This is a genomic window from Rhizobium etli 8C-3 (assembly GCF_001908375.1).
Classification (GTDB): Bacteria; Pseudomonadota; Alphaproteobacteria; order Rhizobiales; family Rhizobiaceae; genus Rhizobium; species Rhizobium etli_B.
Window position 1 is genome coordinate 1,323,972 of record NZ_CP017241.1, and the last position, 16,059, is coordinate 1,340,030.

At 59.6% G+C, this 16,059-nt stretch carries 15 protein-coding genes and 1 pseudogene; 5 read left to right on the top strand and 11 right to left on the bottom strand.

Features of this window, described 5'->3' with window-relative positions; all coding sequences use genetic code 11:
* Position 1 precedes the first annotated feature (1 nt).
* From AM571_RS06665 to AM571_RS06685, 5 genes and pseudogenes are all read right to left on the bottom strand, one after another.
* Positions 2 to 949 carry a SurA N-terminal domain-containing protein gene (locus tag AM571_RS06665; RefSeq protein WP_074060740.1) on the bottom strand — a complete coding sequence of 316 codons (948 nt, stop codon included), beginning with the start codon at positions 947 to 949 and terminating at the stop codon, positions 2 to 4.
* A gap of 175 nt (positions 950 to 1,124) precedes the next feature.
* A complete protein-coding gene (locus AM571_RS06670) occupies positions 1,125 to 3,491 on the bottom strand; it encodes an LPS-assembly protein LptD (protein WP_074060741.1) in 2,367 nt (788 codons plus the stop codon).
* Positions 3,491 to 4,579 (bottom strand): LPS export ABC transporter permease LptG, encoded by a 1,089-nt coding sequence (gene lptG, locus AM571_RS06675; RefSeq protein WP_074060742.1) that lies wholly within the window; start codon positions 4,577 to 4,579, stop codon positions 3,491 to 3,493. The genes AM571_RS06670 and lptG overlap by 1 nt, the downstream gene beginning before the upstream one ends.
* The gene (locus AM571_RS06680; protein ID WP_074060743.1) at positions 4,576 to 5,754 is read right to left on the bottom strand and encodes an LptF/LptG family permease; all 1,179 of its coding nucleotides are present in this window, start codon (positions 5,752 to 5,754) and stop codon (positions 4,576 to 4,578) included. Before AM571_RS06680 ends, lptG begins: the two co-directional genes overlap by 4 nt.
* A gap of 98 nt (positions 5,755 to 5,852) precedes the next feature.
* Positions 5,853 to 6,627: pseudogene (locus tag AM571_RS06685) on the bottom strand (phosphatase PAP2 family protein).
* 166 nt (positions 6,628 to 6,793) lie between these two features.
* On the opposite strand from AM571_RS06685, the gene AM571_RS06690 reads away from it, so the two are divergent.
* Together AM571_RS06690 and AM571_RS06695 are read left to right on the top strand one after the other, a co-directional pair.
* Positions 6,794 to 8,287, top strand: coding sequence for a leucyl aminopeptidase (locus tag AM571_RS06690; RefSeq protein ID WP_074063106.1), 1,494 nt, complete (start codon positions 6,794 to 6,796; stop codon positions 8,285 to 8,287).
* Between the two features lie 10 nt (positions 8,288 to 8,297).
* Positions 8,298 to 8,747 carry a DNA polymerase III subunit chi gene (locus tag AM571_RS06695; RefSeq protein WP_074060745.1) on the top strand — a complete coding sequence of 150 codons (450 nt, stop codon included), beginning with the start codon at positions 8,298 to 8,300 and terminating at the stop codon, positions 8,745 to 8,747.
* A gap of 9 nt (positions 8,748 to 8,756) precedes the next feature.
* Here AM571_RS06695 and AM571_RS06700 read toward each other — a convergent pair whose 3' ends face one another.
* The 3 genes from AM571_RS06700 to AM571_RS06710 form a co-directional block, all read right to left on the bottom strand.
* Entirely contained in the window at positions 8,757 to 9,308 is a 552-nt protein-coding gene (locus AM571_RS06700) for a GrpB family protein (RefSeq protein WP_074060746.1), read from the bottom strand.
* A gap of 83 nt (positions 9,309 to 9,391) precedes the next feature.
* On the bottom strand, positions 9,392 to 10,318 hold the full coding sequence (locus AM571_RS06705) for a Gfo/Idh/MocA family protein (RefSeq protein ID WP_074060747.1): 927 nt from the start codon (positions 10,316 to 10,318) through the stop codon (positions 9,392 to 9,394).
* A gap of 117 nt (positions 10,319 to 10,435) precedes the next feature.
* Positions 10,436 to 12,319 carry an ABC-F family ATP-binding cassette domain-containing protein gene (locus tag AM571_RS06710; protein ID WP_074060748.1) on the bottom strand — a complete coding sequence of 628 codons (1,884 nt, stop codon included), beginning with the start codon at positions 12,317 to 12,319 and terminating at the stop codon, positions 10,436 to 10,438.
* Positions 12,320 to 12,518: 199 nt separating this feature from the next.
* Here AM571_RS06710 and AM571_RS36890 point away from each other — a divergent pair, with 199 nt between their 5' ends.
* Positions 12,519 to 12,677: a hypothetical protein gene (locus AM571_RS36890; protein ID WP_196776310.1), complete on the top strand. Its 159-nt coding sequence runs from the start codon at positions 12,519 to 12,521 to the stop codon at positions 12,675 to 12,677.
* A gap of 272 nt (positions 12,678 to 12,949) precedes the next feature.
* A complete protein-coding gene (gene ndk, locus AM571_RS06715; RefSeq protein WP_022714709.1) occupies positions 12,950 to 13,372 on the top strand; it encodes a nucleoside-diphosphate kinase in 423 nt (140 codons plus the stop codon).
* A gap of 73 nt (positions 13,373 to 13,445) precedes the next feature.
* On the opposite strand, the gene AM571_RS06720 is transcribed toward ndk, so the two are convergent.
* The gene (locus AM571_RS06720; RefSeq protein ID WP_074060749.1) at positions 13,446 to 13,952 is read right to left on the bottom strand and encodes a hypothetical protein; all 507 of its coding nucleotides are present in this window, start codon (positions 13,950 to 13,952) and stop codon (positions 13,446 to 13,448) included.
* The gene (locus AM571_RS06725; protein ID WP_074060750.1) at positions 13,949 to 14,494 is read right to left on the bottom strand and encodes a CGNR zinc finger domain-containing protein; all 546 of its coding nucleotides are present in this window, start codon (positions 14,492 to 14,494) and stop codon (positions 13,949 to 13,951) included. The genes AM571_RS06720 and AM571_RS06725 overlap by 4 nt, the downstream gene beginning before the upstream one ends.
* Positions 14,495 to 14,559: 65 nt before the next feature.
* On the opposite strand from AM571_RS06725, the gene AM571_RS06730 reads away from it, so the two are divergent.
* Complete coding sequence (locus tag AM571_RS06730; protein ID WP_074060751.1) at positions 14,560 to 15,456, top strand: branched-chain amino acid ABC transporter permease; 897 nt, start codon at positions 14,560 to 14,562, stop codon at positions 15,454 to 15,456.
* On the opposite strand, the gene AM571_RS06735 is transcribed toward AM571_RS06730, so the two are convergent.
* Complete coding sequence (locus AM571_RS06735) at positions 15,457 to 15,918, bottom strand: molybdenum cofactor biosynthesis protein MoaE (RefSeq protein WP_074060752.1); 462 nt, start codon at positions 15,916 to 15,918, stop codon at positions 15,457 to 15,459. It lies immediately after the preceding gene.
* Positions 15,919 to 16,059 lie beyond the last annotated feature (141 nt).

Here is a 16,059-nt window from a genome sequence, read left to right on the forward strand (position 1 = left end):
GTCAGCGATAGATGATCTGCGCCTTCTTGCGCAGCTCTTCGAGATATTTGGCAGCGTTTTCGTTTTCCGGTGCGCTCTTGCCGGCCTTGGCCTTGTTAAGATCCTCCTGGCGGAAAACGATCTCAGCGGCCGTGTCGTCGGATACCTCACGCCGGCTGCAGATTGCCAGATACTCCACGCCCTTTTCTGTCACGCGGGTCGCCGTGGTATTGCCCTTGGCCTGCTCGATCAACGGCTTCCATTCGGCCGGAAGTTCCGGAGCCAGCACGCGGCCAAGTTCGCGGACCGAAACGTCACGCATCGTTGCTGCAAAGACCTTTGCCTCTTCGCAGCCCGGGTATTTCGAACGGGAGGCTTCGGCTTCGCTCTTGCGCTTTCCCGTAATGCCTTTCTTCGATTGCGGCACAACGAAGATGATCTGCTGAAGCATGTATTCGGTCGTGACCGGCTTCTGCTTGTTGTTTTCCATCATGCGGCTGACAAGGTCGCTGCTCGACATGCGCGCGCTCGACCCGTAGCGCGCATTGACGACGCGCGGCCAGCTCATTTGCACGGCAATATACTGCTTGAAATGATCCGCCCCGACACCGGCCTGGGTGAGAATTTGCGTAAGCTGCTCGGTCGAGATCTTGTTTCCGGACGCAAAACGCGCGAAGGACGCATCGACTTCGTCCTTGGAGACGGACATGCGGACACGCGAAATTTCCTGACGTTTCAAAGTCTCCTCGACGAGCGATTCTTCCGCCGTCTTCGCATCGGCTTTCTGGTGCTGGAGACGAAGGAATGCCTGCCGCCTTGCGACGTCGCCCGTGGTCAGTGCCACCCCGTTGACGACGGCCTTGACTTCGCTTGCTGCAAATGCCGAACCGCTTTGTGGCTGCAGCGCCGCGAGCATGCAGAACGCAGCTCCGGCAAACAGGAACGTGACAATCTTTCTCGCGCCAATCATGTATCGATCCTTCCCATAGACGCTGCGGTGGCAAGTGCACGCATACACAGCTTCACCGAGGTCGGTGCCGCCCCAAGGCGACATTCCTATGCCTCATAACCCGATTGACGGCAATGTCCTGCATAGTGTTGCGGCGAAAGAAAGGCTCGCTTTCTTTCGCCGTCCAATATCGCAATCAATTATTGTAGATATTCTTTTCGATATCGTCAGAATATCCGACGTTGACATCACCGAGAGTGCGGAAGGTAAGTCTGGCGCCAATGCTCCAGTCGCTTGCCGACTCGTCGCTTGTATCGCGTTTTGAAGTATAGGCGATCGTGAAGATCGTGCATTCGTCTTCATAGGAGAGGCCGAGCGTCTTCCTGCTGACGACGTCGTTGTTGAGATCCCATGCAATGCCGCCGAAGACGGACCAGTAGTCCCTGAACTTGACCGTTGCCCTGGTCTGGATTTCATCACCGTCTTCGGCCGAGCCGTAGTCGGGCTGAGCCGAGATATGGGTGTAAAGAAGCTGGCTCTGGAACGTATCGGTCTGGAAACCGGCCGTCAGATCGCCGCGGCGAAACGAGAGATCCTTCTCGTCCAGACGGTACGAGGCGGCGAGGGAAAGGCCTTGCGGCGTCTCGATTCCGCCCAGCCCGACATAGTCGGAACGGTCGGTCTCAAGTCCCGAATTCGCTCCAGCGTTCACGAGATCGTCCGTGGCGAACGAGTTCTGGCCGGCAAGATGATAGGACTGGCCAAAGATACCGTGAAGTTTGTAGCCGTTGTCGAACGTGCCGGTGTACTGGAAGCCGATATTGGCACGCGTGCCGCCCTCGATGCGATCGTAACCGGAGAATTTGTCGCGCTCGAAGAGCGACGTCGCGTCGAAGACGAAGCTCTGCGCGTCCTCGTTGGGCAGGGCGCCCGCAAGAGATTCATCGGGACGGGCGTAGATTTGGGCAATCGGCTCGAAGACATGCGTACTGTTGGCCGTCGTCATCAGGAGCGGATAGCGCGCTTCCAGGCCGGCCGTAATCATCCCGCGTGTTGCGCCATCACCGTTTTCGAAGTCGCCGTCGTATACGGACGTCCCGCTGATGGAGTTGGGATCGTCCACATTCAGCGCCAGCGCATCGCCACGCGCGGCAAAAAGAGGCGTGATGAGTACGCCCTGCGGCGTCACGAAAGTTCGCTTCCACTCAAGTTCCCCGGTCAGACGCGATGTCTGCCCCTTCAGTGAGAAGCGATCGTCGCCTACGGGGTTGTCGAAGAAACTGTCATGCGTGCGCGAAATATTCGTGAAGTTGACGTCGAGCGACAGTTCGCCGCCGGCCAGCGGCTGCGGAGCCACGGCATGATAGTCAATTACCGGATAGACGATCGCCTGCTGTTTTTCCTCCTCGCTATCCGGATCGGAGTCCTGAACGTCGAAGTAGAACGATCTGATGTCGAAGTAATTCCGCTTCCCGAGGCCGGTCAGGTAGACTTGATTGACATGGGTTGTCTCGTTGAAGCCCTCGAGTTCGTAGGTACGCGAGAAGTTGTTATCGCTCTGCACCATGACATCCCAGCCGAATGCCCAGCGGGGATTGATCTTGAACTCGGCCTTCGATCCGATCATTCCGCGGTCATCGGCCTCCTGATCGCTTGTTCCCTCGGTAAAGCTCTCCGGGTGCATCTGGTTGATGCCTGCTACGCGCAGGGTATGCGTGCCGTTCTCGAAACGCTGGCGGAACTCCGCGTCGAGCAGGAAGCCCTGATTTGTGTAGCCGGTGCCGCTGACCGTCACGTCCATGCTTGGCGAGAACACGTAGTAGTAGGGAACGGTAACGCCGAAGCCGAGGTTCTCCGATGTACTGAAACTCGGAAACAGAAAGCCGGACTTGCGCTTGACCGTCTGGTCCGGGACCTCGATCCAGGGGAGGAAGGCGATCGGATGGCCGAACAATTCGAAGCGGGCCTTTTCCAGCCGGATCGTATGTTTTTCGCCGTTCTGAATGACGCGCTCGGCCTTGACTTGCCAGAAGGGCGGTCGTTCCGGCCGTTCGGCGCAAGGCAGGCATGCGGTGTAGACGCCCTTGTTGAGGATCATCAGATTATCGTTGACGCGCTCGCCGCTTTCGGCCGCGATGCGTGTGTTGTCGGTGGTCTCGATACGCAACGCATTGACGAAGCCTTCGGCGAAGTCGTCGGTCACATCGAGCTTGTCGGAATACATGCGGTTGCCGTCGGGGCTGATCAGCTCGATATTGCCGACAGCCATCATGCGGCCCGTCTTCTGGTTGTATTCGACGCGCTGGGCCACCATTTTGTAGCCCGCATAGTTGATCTGGACGCCCCCGACTGCGGAGACGATCTGCTGGTCCCTGTTGTAGACGAGCTCGTTGGCCGAAAGCATCATTTTCGCTTCCGGATCGATCTTCGGCTGCAGCTTCTGCAACGTCGAATTCTCCTGCGCGAACGCAGCAGGAATGCTTCCAGAATAGCCAAGCAGAGTCGCCCCTGCGAGCAGGGCAACCAACTGTTTACTAAAAGTCTTGCGGTCGCCTGCCGCCACTAGCCGTCCTCCTGATGAAGCAGAATCGTTGCGCCCAGAGCCAGCGCGACGACTACCGGAATCCACGCCGCCACGAAAGGCGGTACGACTCCGCTGCTTCCAAATGCCTTTACAAGCACGTTGACGACATAAAGCACGAAGCCCGAAAGGATTCCACCCAGAATCACCGACCTCGACTGGTTGAACCGGCTAAATTTTAACGACACTGTTGCAGCAATGAGAGTCATCGCGACAAGCAGCAGTGGTTGAGAGAGCAATGAGTGAAATTGCGTCTCCAGCGCCTTCGTCGGCACCCCGAAGGATTTGGCGATGGCTATTCGATTGGAAAGATCAAAAAAAGCAATGGTTTCGGGCGATGTCAGGCGCTCCTGGACGAAGTCTTGTTTCAAATTGGTGCGAAGCTGGACCGTATCCCGGCGTACGGCGATTTCGCCCGGCCGGCGCTCGGTAACGTTCTTAAGGAGCCAGTAACCATCTTCCAATTTTGCAGAAGCTGCATCCTGGCGCAGAATCACGCGGCCGTCCGAATCGAAGTGGATCAAGACGGCATCGATCAGCAGCGTTCCGTTCTCCTGAATCGTACGAGCGCCGATGATGACGTCGTCCTTTCCGCTGATCTGGCGCAGCCAGGGAACCTGCGGCTTGCTGCTTGTGGCTTTCTCCTGGCCGCGCCAATCGGTCTCCACCAGTGCCGCCTGACGCTGGCCCCAGGCCGCCAGCGGATTGATGACGGTCATCGTCAGTATGCCGAGAAGGAAGGCACCGACGATGAAGGGCGACATGAACTGCCATACCGAAATGCCGGCTGCGCGCGCCACAACGAGTTCATACTTGCGGTTCAGCCCGATCAGCACTGTCATTCCGACAAAGAGGGCAATGAACGGGACCGTCTGCTGGATGATGAGCGGCAGTCGGACGGCCGTCATCAACAGCCCACCGGCAACCGTATAGCCCGGAAGACCCGACATTCGGCCTGCCGTCTCGCTGAAATCGATAAGAAAGACAATCGAGATGATTCCAAGGAAGAACCAGATCGTTATCGCAAGGTAGCGGCGGAAGAAGTAGCGTCCCAAGGTGCCGAAGATCATAGGCTGCCTCCGGGCGTTTTTCCGAGCGCAGAAGGTAGCCGCCGCTCGATTCTGTGCCAGATGCCGGCGGCACGTTCGCCCACGGCGGCCGGAATCGAAAGGCGCTTGTGCATATTGAGGAAGCCGCTCGCCGCGACGCCGGCCACCACCGGAATCGCGTAGAGCACGCCGATGTAAAACGGATTGGTGTCGATCTGGTTCGCAGCGTAGAACGACGCCCAGCGCAGCGCAAAGGCAAAGGTCAAAGCCGTGACCATCGGGTGCAGACGCGCCTCGCGATGCGAACGTGCGTCACCGGCGATCGCCAGGGAAATCAGCGCCAAAACGAAAGGCAAGACCCAGTCCGTCAGCCGCCTGTGAAGTTCGGCGCGATATGATTGCGGCTTGGCGATGTAATCCTTGTCGGCCGGATCCGGATTGAGCAGAAAGCCCAGGTCGCGGTCGCTGGCGCGCAGCGTCGCCTGTCCGCGGTTCTGCGTCAGATCGGAGAGATCGAAGGAATATGAGTCGAATTTGATGATCGAGACATTGCCGTCCCGGGCTTTGCGCTGAACCTCGCCGTCGCGCATGATGAGCGACGTTCCCGTATCGTCGACGGCGCCCTCGCGTGCATAGTAGATCATGTCGAAGGCAGGATCGCGCTCGTCGACGACGAACAGGCCCCTCAACACGCGGCCGGCCAGCCGCTCGGAAATCTGCACATAGAGACCCTCATCGATCCTGCGGAAGTTTTTTTCTTCGATGACGGTGGACAGGAGATCGGCATAGGCCGCAGCAATCATCTGGCGCGCACCGGTCTTTGCCTTCGGCTCGACGACGTTATCGACGAAGAAGGAGAACGCGCTGATGACAGCTGCAAGCAGCAGGATCGGGCGGATGATGATGTTGCGCTTGGCGCCGGCCGCATCGATGACTGTCAGCTCCGAATCGTTGTTCATCGTCGTCAGCGTCTGCGTGACGCCGATCACAAGGGCGAACGGCAAGACGACAGGAATGATCGACGGCAGGATCAGCGTCGCAAGCTTGGCGAACGAGCCGATCGACTGACCGCTGTCGGTCACCAGGTTGATGCGCTGCAGGACCTGGGTCGTCCATATGATTGCGAGCACCGGCAGCAGCGCTACGAGAAACATCTGGCCGACGCGCCGCAATATGTAGATTTCGAGTAGTTTCATGCCTGCCCTTGAACGCACCTGCGAAGAGAAAGCATCGCAGCGGGAACCATCTAAGCTCTTTGCTGCGCTTTTGCGACAAGCAGGTGTCAAAATTTCATTCAAAATTCAGAATTTTTTGGCCGGTGTGACGAATTCGGTAAACGCGTAAACGCCGGCAAAAACGACAATCGCCAATAGCCAGCCGAGAACGATATCGGAAAGATAGTGCGCGCCGAAGGAAAGCCGCATCAGCGGCGTGAGGATAGAGATCGCCAAGATCGGCAGGAATAGTCCTGTTCGTGCCGGCTGCGGTATCAGCATGACGAGACAGAGCAGCCAGCCGGCGCTTGCTGCCTCTCCGGAGACGAACGAGCAGTTCGAAATGCACTTTCCGGCGAGCGATCCCGCCTGCACGAAGTCGAGGGTGCCGCCGAAGGTGAGGGTCTCGATCGGCCGCGGCCGGCCCCAATGCTCCTTGAGGATGACGTTTGCGATAAAGCCGGGTCCGAGCAGCAGCGATGTCAGAGCGATCTTGAGATTTCGAGCCCGAAGCGCGTTGAACGTTGCAGCGCGATGCCAGTAGCACTTGATCAGCATAAAGAGTTGAACGGCCGCCACAACATAGGGCAGCCGGAAGAAGATCGTTCTGAGCGCGTCCAGAAGGGCTGTCTGACGGGAGGGGAAATGTCCGCATATCTGTGCCGCTGTATCCGGGGCTTTGCAAGTGTCGACGAGAAAGAAATGCCATGACGTAACGATGTCGACCTGCGGGAAGGTATGGAATACCAGAAGCAGTGCCCACCACAGACACAAGAGGCCGATGAAGATACCTCCCGCGCTGGACGGAAATCGAACTTGGGAGCCGGATAATTTGTCTGCAAGACTAGCGGTCACGTCGGGGGCGTTCTTCTCGTGGTTTTCGGCACCGTTTCAAGCACAGTTGCTTTTTGACTCGCTATCGCGGATTTGTCCATGGCTTCCCGATCAAGCCTTGTTTTCGACGCTGAAACCCGAAATTATCGCCGCCGGTTGGATTCCGCAGAATCCGAATGGAGAAAACATGGCAGCCAAGTTCGATATCTCATTTTCAAAGTCAGCCAAGATCAGCGGCGGACTGACCATTCTGTTGAAGGCAAGCGACGGCGATCTGGCTGCGGGAGCTGAGTTCGCCGATCCGGCCGGTGTTATCGCCAGGGCCGCGAAAATAGCGAAATTCTCGGCAAAGCTAATGAGTACGCTTGATCTTGTCGCCCCGGAAGGCTCGCCGGCCGAACGCGTCATTGTGGTTGGTCTCGGCAAGGCCGAAGAAATGACGGCGCATGACTGGCTGAAGGCTGGCGGTACGGCTGCCTCGAAGATCAAGGGAGCCGAGAAGGCGACGGTCTTCATCGACGCGCCAGGCGCTAGCGTCGATGCCAGGGCCGGGGCCGATTTCGCGCTCGGCATGCTGCTGCGGGGCTACAGCTTCGACACCTACAAGACGAAGAAGAACGATGACGAGGACAAGCCGAGCGGCAAGGTGGCCAAGATTACCGTTGTTACCGCCGATGCGGCTGGCGCAAGAAAGGCATTCGCCGATGCCGAAACTGTCGCCGATGGCGTCAATCTGGCGCGCGACCTCGTGAACGAACCGCCGAACGTTCTTGGCCCCGTCGAATTCGCAGCCAAGGCAAAGGAACTGGAAAAGCTCGGTGTCGAGGTCGAGATTCTGACGGAGCGCGAGATGAAGCGCCTTGGCATGGGGGCGCTGCTGGGTGTTGCCCAGGGTTCGGTGCGACCGCCGCGCCTTGCCATCATGCAGTGGAAGGGAGGAAAGTCGAAGGAGCGTCCCGTCGCTTTTGTCGGCAAGGGCGTCGTCTTCGATACAGGCGGCATTTCTATCAAGCCGGCAGCGGGCATGGAAGACATGAAGGGCGACATGGGCGGTGCGGCCGCCGTAACCGGCCTCATGCATGTGCTTGCGGCGCGCAAGGCGGCCGTCAACGCGGTCGGGATCATCGGCCTTGTCGAGAACATGCCGGACGGCAATGCCCAGCGCCCGGGTGATATCGTCACCTCGATGTCTGGCCAGACGATCGAGGTCATCAACACCGATGCCGAGGGCCGTCTCGTGCTGTGCGACGCGCTTTGGTACTGCAACGACCGCTTCAAGCCGCAGTTCATGGTCAACCTTGCGACGCTGACGGGCGCTGTCGTCGTGGCCCTCGGCAGCGTCTATGCCGGCCTTTTCTCGAACGACGACGCGCTTGCGGGCCAGTTGACGGAGGCCGGCTTCTCCACAAGCGAGAAGGTCTGGCGCCTGCCGCTCAGCAAGGAATACGACAAGATGATCGACAGCAAGTTCGCCGACATGAAAAACACCGGCGGCCGCTATGCAGGTTCGATCACGGCGGCGCATTTTCTCAAGCGCTTCGTACAGGACACCCGCTGGGCGCACCTCGATATCGCGGGCACCGCGATGGGTTCGCCGCTGGATGAGATCAACCAATCCTGGGGCTCCGGCTTCGGCGTGCGCCTGCTGGATCGCCTGGTGCGCGACCACTACGAAGCTTGATCCCGCGCACATGACGGAAGTCCTGTTTTATCATCTGACCGAATCCAAGCTGGAGGACGCGTTGCCGCCGCTCGTCGACAAGAGCGTCGGGCGCGGCTGGCGCGTCGCAATCCAGGTGAAGGAAACGGCTCGAAGGGATGCGCTCGATGCGCATCTGTGGACTTTCCGTGAAGACAGCTTTTTGCCGCACGGTACGGACGAGGCTGAATTCGCCGAAGACCAGCCCGTCCTGTTGACGGCATCAGCCGGAAACGCCAACGCTGCGACCGTGCGTTTCGTCGTCGACGGCGCAGAACCGCCGTCGGTGGACACTTATGAGCGCATCGTCTTCATGTTCGACGGATACGACCGGGAGCAGCTCGAAGCCGCGCGGGTCCAGTGGAAGAGGTTGAAGAGTGAGGGGCACAGCCTCACCTATTGGCAGCAGACGCCGGAGGGACGCTGGGAGAAGAAGGCCTGAGCGCCAAGATCAGGCAAGACCGCCGTCGGCCACGATCTTGTCGATGAAAGTCTTCTTCGACGCGGTATAGGCGGCACGATTTCGGGCATATTTTCGGGCAAGATCGACCTTCAGCTCTTCGTAGGCTTGGACGAGCGTGGGATCGCTTCGAAGCCTATCGCGAAAAAGTATGTTCCGTTTCCAGTTGTGACCCTGATATTCGACGACATGGGCAAGGTGCGTGCGCGTCTCGCCCTTGATGCCGCGGCCGAAGATGTGGTCGTCTGGCACGATATCGGCTCCAGCATAATCGTAGCCGATCTGTTCCATCGGGCCGATACAGGTCGCCCCGTCTTCGAAACGTCTGACGCCGATCAGAATGTCGATGATTGGTTTTGCTTTGATCGCCGGGATGGCGGTACTGCCGAAATGCTGGATGTCGAGCGCCAGAGATCCGAGCGCGCCCCGGATTCTATGCTCTTCCAGCTGGTAAGCTTCCCGCCATCTGGCGTCGGGAGCGGCGAGCCTGACGGTCAAATGCCGCACGCCCAACCCAAATGATTCGTCTTGCGCCTGCGGCATTATATTGAACGTCCTTGGCAAGGGTCGATCTCGCCACTCTAACATCCATCGGCGGCACTGGCATCCGGCCGACGATCCGGAGGTCAGTCGTGGAATGCTTCGACCAACTTCCGCTTGCCGAGCATGAAGGCGTCGGCAACGTGGCGTAGCGGTGCGACGTCGACATCCGAGTTGCCTGCCTTGATGATTTCTGCGAAGCGCCTGTAGAGCGTTGGATATTCCTCTTCCGGAGCGGAGAATTTCAGTTCGCCGTTGACGGAAAGCTTCGATCCGCCTTCCGCAAGCTCCATCCTGCCGGCTGCCGTTTCGGCAATGATGTCCCAACTCTGTTTGCCGGTTTGGCGCCAGTCGAATTCGCCGTGGACCGGAACATCGTCAGCATTCTTGAAATGCAGGTCGGCCGCAATCGGCGCGTCGCGGTTTTCCGGAAACTCGAGCGTGGCGCTCGTCAGGAAGATCGCCTTCGGCAGGATATGGGTGACGATTGAAAGCGCATTGATACCCGGATCGAAAACGCCGAGCCCGCCCGCCTGCCAGATCCAGTCCTGGTTCGGATGCCAGTGGCGCACGTCCTCCTTCCAGATGACGTGGACGCTTTCGATCCTCGCCGAGGCGAGGAAGGCCTTCGCGGCCTCGACCGCAGCCGCATAGCGCGAATGCCAGCTTGCAAAGAGCGAGACGCCTTTTTCGGCGGCAAGCGCTTCGAGATCGGCGACTTCGCTCAGCGTCGCGCCCGGCGGCTTTTCGAGGAAGACGTGCTTGCCGGCAGAAAGCGCCTTATGGGCTGCCTCGTAGCGATATTGCGGCGGCATGCAAAGCGACACGGCGTCGATCGCAGGCACGGCGTCGAGCATGGCTTCGATGCTTGTGAAACTCTGGATGCCGTCGACGGTGCCATGGCGGCTTGCCGTCGCAACAAGCTTGAAATCGGAGTTCTTGGCGATCGAAGGGAGGTGCTGGTCGCGGACGATCTTGCCCACTCCGACGATGGCGAGGTTGATGGGTGACATGGCTGAAGCTCGCATTCGGTGTTTCGCTCAAAAGTATGATTTATTGGGCGCTGTTTTATCAGAATGTTATCGCCGGGCAAGCGGAGTTGTCACGTGGAGTTCGACAAGGCCCGACGCCTAGCCCGCCATGGCGTCCTCATATTCGGCCGAAAGCTCCAGCCACTGTTCTTCGGCGGCTGCGAGCTTTGCGGCTGCCTCGCCGCGCTGCTTGGCTTTCTCGCTGGCCTTTGCCGGAGCCTTTTCGTAGAGCGTCGGATCGGCAAGTTCGGCATCGAGCTCCTGAATCTGTTTCTCCAGCTTCGCAGTCAACGATTCGATTTCGTTGATCTTTTTCCTCAGCGGCGCGAGCGAGGCACGCTTGCCGGCATTGGCCTTGCGCTGATCCGCCTTGGAGGAGGGCTCGTCGCTTAGATCAGGCTTTTCGTCTTTTTTTTTGCCCGCAAAGACGACCAGGTTGCGGTATTCCTCCATATCGCCTTCGAAATTCGAGACCGTGCCGTTGTTGATGAGCCAGAGACGGTCGACCGTCGCCTCGATGAGATGGCGGTCGTGCGAGATGAGGATGACGGCGCCATCGTAGTCGTTGAGCGCTTCTATCAAAGCGCGGCGACTGTCGATGTCCAGGTGGTTGGTCGGCTCGTCGAGAATGAGAAGGTTCGGCGCGTGGAATGCGGCAAGCCCCATCAGCAGGCGGGCCTTCTCGCCGCCGGAAAGATCCTTGGCAGCAGTCGACATCTTTTCCGTCGAGAGCCCCATCTGCGCCACGCGGGCGCGGACCTTCGCCTCGGGCGCTGCCGGCATCAGGCGGCGCACATGCTCGACCGGCGAGTCGTTGGGAACAAGGTCGTCGAGTTGGTGCTGGGCAAAAAAGCCGATCTTCAAGCTCGGTGCGAGCTTGATGTCGCCGCTTTCGGCCGAAAGCCGGCCGGCGATGAGTTTGGCGAAGGTCGACTTGCCGTTGCCGTTGGCGCCGAGCAGCGCGATGCGGTCGTCGTTGTCGATGCGAAGGCTGATATTCTTGAGGATCGGCTTGCCCGGTTCGTAACCGACGGCGCCGCTCTGGATCGCGACGATCGGCGATGCCGGCTGCTTTTCCGGCTCGGGGAACGTGATCGGCTGCACATGGTTTTCGATCACCGCGGCGACCGTGCCCATGCGTTCGAGCGCCTTGACGCGGCTCTGCGCCTGGCGCGCCTTGGAAGCCTTTGCCTTGAAGCGGTCGATGAAACTCTGGAGATGCTTGCGCGCGGCTTCGTTCTTGGCCTTCGCTTTCGTCTGTAGTTCGTCGGCTTCCGCCTTCTGCCGCTCGAACTGGTCGTAGCCGCCGCGGTAGAAGGTCAGCTTCTTCTGGTCGAGATGGATGATCGAATTGACGGCATTGTTCAGGAGGTCGCGATCGTGGCTGATGATGATGACCGTGTGCGGATAGCGCCGCACATAGTCTTCCAGCCAGAGCGTACCTTCAAGGTCGAGATAATTCGTCGGCTCGTCGAGAAGCAGCAGATCGGGTTCGGCAAAGAGTACTGAGGCAAGGGCCACGCGCATGCGCCAGCCGCCGGAAAAGGCCGAGGCCGGGCGCTGCTGGGCATCCTGGTCGAAGCCGAGGCCAGCGAGAATGCTTGCCGCCCGCGCTTCTGCCGAATGCGCATCGATATCGACAAGGCGCATCTGGATTTCGGCAATCCGGTGGGGATCGGTTGCGGTCTCGGATTCGGCAAGCAGCGCGGCGCGCTCCTTGTCGGCGGAAAGCACGATCTTGATCAGCGGCTCTTCTGTGCCAGGCGCTTCCTGCGCCACCTGGCCGATGCGTGCATTCTTCGGTATGGAAACTGAGCCAGTCTCTGCGCCGAGATCGCCGGTGATGATCCTAAAGAGCGTAGATTTGCCCGCGCCGTTGCGCCCCACAAGGCCAGCCTTCGTGCCCGCCGGAAGCGTCACGCTGGCATTGTCGAGGAGAAGGCGCCCGGCGATGCGGGCAGAAATGTCGGTAATCGTGATCATGCGCGGCGTTTTGGCCGAAAGCCGCGATCAAGGCAAGACCGTGTCGATGGAAGCGGGCTGAAAGCTTGCACCGGTTGGTGGCGATTGGACCCGGGCGGCAATTGGCGCTGCTCGGGCGTTTGGCTTGCAGTTGTGCGGCCGTTGCCGATCGCAGCAAGCCCGTCAACGCATCGGTTACCGATGCCGATTGCACCATCGCGTGTTCCAGCGTCTCGATCCGTTCGACATCGGCAAGCAGCTTGGCCCTTATTTCGGTTTCGGCCAAAAGCACGTTCGCAAGCGATTCCGCCAGAAATTCCATCTCGCTCATCAAGGCCGCAAGACCTTGGTCGCCATTGCCGCAGATATGCGGCTTTGAGCCCGCGGAGTGGTCTTTTCCCCGCATTTGATAGCCACGGCGCGCACTGCGCGGCCCTCGCAACAGCCGTCCTCAAAGACCTTAAAGTTCAGGACGCACCGGCCCAACGGCGGATGGTCCGGTCATGAGCCGGTTCGAGCGCTGCCTTGATCTGCATGAAGGAAGGGGCTCACCATGACAGCGGCGTGAAATTGCCGCGTCCCCCTTGTTTTCGGGGCTAGGGGCGGGTAAAGACCGCCCACTTTTCCCGCTAAACCAGAGGATTTGACCCAATGGCGATTGAACGCACCTTTTCGATGATCAAGCCGGATGCAACGAAGCGCAACCTGACGGGCGCTATCACCAAGATGCTGGAAGATGCCGGCCTGCGCGTCGTTGCTTCCAAGCGCGTCTGGATGAGCAAGCGCGAAGCTGAAGGCTTCTACGCCGTTCACAAGGAGCGGCCGTTCTTCGGCGAACTCGTCGACACGATGACGTCTGGACCGACCGTCGTTCAGGTTCTCGAGGGCGAAAACGCAATCCTCAAGAACCGCGAGATCATGGGTGCGACCAACCCGGCAAACGCTGACGAAGGCACGATCCGCAAGGTGCACGCCCTTTCGATCGGCGAAAACTCTGTTCACGGCTCCGATGCTCCGGAAACGGCCGCGCAGGAGATCAAATACTGGTTCTCCGACACCGAGATCGTCGGCTGAATCGAAATTTCAGCCGGGAGGCTGAAGCCTTTGAAGTGACACTGAAAGCCGGGGCCTCGCTCCGGCTTTTTCGTTACGCGGCCGGGCACTTGTCTGTATTGCTGAAGTCCGTCGTTCCGTCCGGCTTGAAGACTTCCGGGTTCTGCGTATAGAGCGGTCCGACGACGAGCGGCTTGCTCGGCAGGATCGATTGATCGACGTCCGAGACCAGTTGTGTCTTCAGCTCCTGCAGCGTCGTGCCCCCGGCATCGACGAGACGGATCTTGACGGAGTAAGGCCTGTCCTTGCGTATGCAGTGGACGTTCGGGCTCTGGAGAGTGATCTTGTCCCAGGCCGGATAGATTTTCTCGGTGAGCACGATCGGGTCGCCGCCGGCCGGGTTCTCGAATTCGGCTATCGCCACTGCGCCATCCGGAATGGCCGCGGTCTTTTTCAAGGTGACGAGGTAGGTCGCGCTTGCGACGCGGTAATTGAACACGAAAATATGGCCGCTTACTTCGACCATTTTCTCCATTTCGCGCTGGCAGGCGGCGATCAGCGCGGCGCTCAGGGCCAGCGCCCAGACAACCTTGGTCCTCATATCGCGTCCTCCTTCTTGCGGCGGTAGTGCCTGCTTGCCTTGGCGCGGTTGCCGCACACGCCCATGTCGCACCAGGCACGGCTTTTATTCTTGCTGCGGTCTATGAACAGCCAGCCGCAATTGCGGCATATCTTCAAGCGCTGCGGAACAGGCATCGCGATCAGGCGAAGCACCGAATGAGCGGTCGCAACGTCGAGCCCGTTGGGCCTGGAATTTCGCAGGGTTACGGCAAGTTTCGAAAGCAGGTCCGCAAGGAGTCGATCATCATTGCCTGTCAAAACCCGTTGTCGGAAATAGCGGTCCGTGGCTTCGCGCAGCGCGATGAAATTCGGCCTGTTTTCCGGCGGCACCGGCAGCACCCGACCGAAAAGGGCACGCTCGGCGCAAAATTCTGCCGCCGCATCCGGAAAGCTCGTGAACGGTTCATCCGCCGCAAAGCGGTCGATGCTGCGGGCTTTATCATGGCGCAGAACGACGCTGTTGGCGACATCCAGCGCCAGCGCGCCGCCAGAAAAACGATGTGCGGTCCAGGCAAAGATCATAGTGAAAATATAACTGGTAAAATGGGGTTTGCCAGTTATTATTTGCAGACGATCCGGAGTTTCCGATGGGTTATCTTTTGCAGCAGCTGGCAAACGCGGTGCCGTTGGCAGCGCTCTACGCGGCGCTTGCCTTTGGCTATGCGCTTGCCTTCGGCGTCACCAAGCGAGCCGATATCACCTATGGTGCCGTCTTCGCTTTCGCGGGACAGATCCTGCTGCTGTTCACCGATTTGGCCTATAACCGCCTCTGGCTGGTCCTGCCCGCATCGCTCGCGCTCGGCGCTGTCATGTCGTTCACCTATTCGCTCGGCGCCGGCTTCTGGATCGGCCGCTCCGTCATGCAGCCGCTCGTGCGACGCTCGCCGAACACGGTCATCGTCGCAGCCCTCGGGGTGACCATCCTGCTCATGGAGACGGCGCGGCTGGCCTCCGATACGCGGGAGCTCTGGCTCTCGCCATTCCTCAACAGAACCGTCGTTTTCTGGAGCGACGCATCCTTCAAGGTGACGCTGACCTACATCCAGCTGATCAATACCGGGCTGATGTGTGCGTTGATTGCGGTGGGCGGTCTGGTGCTCCGCCGCACCGCCTGGGGTCGCGTCTGGCGCGCAGTGACGGACGATCCATTCGCCGCTGAACTTTGCGGCGTGAGCGCAACCGGCGTTTTCCTCGCTGCCTACGTGGCCGCCGCCTTCGTCGCCACCTGCTGTGGCATCCTGACGACCTTCTATTACGGTTCGATGGATTTCGGTGCGGGCCTGCTCTTCGGCCTCAAGGTGCTGATGATCGCCGCTGCCGGCGGCTATTCCGATCCCCTGAAATCGGCAGGCGGTGCCGCAGGCATCGGTTTTGCCGAAACCCTCTGGACCGCCTACGGCCCCTTCCTCTGGCGGGATTTCGTCATCTTCTCGCTGCTCGTCTTCCTGCTGGTGCTGAGCCGGCGCGAGCGCGCCATTCCGTGACTACTTCCACTTGTCGCGCGCTTTCTCGTCTGCATCCTTAGCAGAGACCCAATCGCCTGCCGAGCCATCCGTAAAATGTTCCTTCTTCCAGAAGGGGGCGGAGGTTTTCAGGAAATCCATGACGAAGTTGGCGCCGTCGAATGCCGCCTGCCTGTGCGGCGCGCAGGCAATCACCAGCACGATATTTTCCTTTGCGCTGATTCTTCCGAAGCGGTGGATGGCGGTGAGCCCAAGCAGGCCGAAACGCTCGATCGCCAACGTGGCGACGCGCGTCATCTCCGCCTCGGCCATGCCCGGATAATGTTCCAGTTCCAGCGCTGCCAATGTGCCGCCTTCGTCGCGGCAGAGACCGGAAAATGTCACGATCGCTCCAACGCCGGGTGCGGCCTTCGCCAGACGGTCGACTTCAGTCTGCAGGTCGAAGTCTTCGCGCTGGACGCGGATAGTCGGGGCCGGGCTCACGACATGCTTTCCCTTTGCTGATGCGCGATAACCTTAAACCGCACGCCTAAATCCTCCTGCTTGTCACAGCAATCCGGTGCTCCCGGCTCCTTGGGGCGAAGGGAAAGAGAGTGATCGACAGCGCGGACGGGTCGCGGCTGG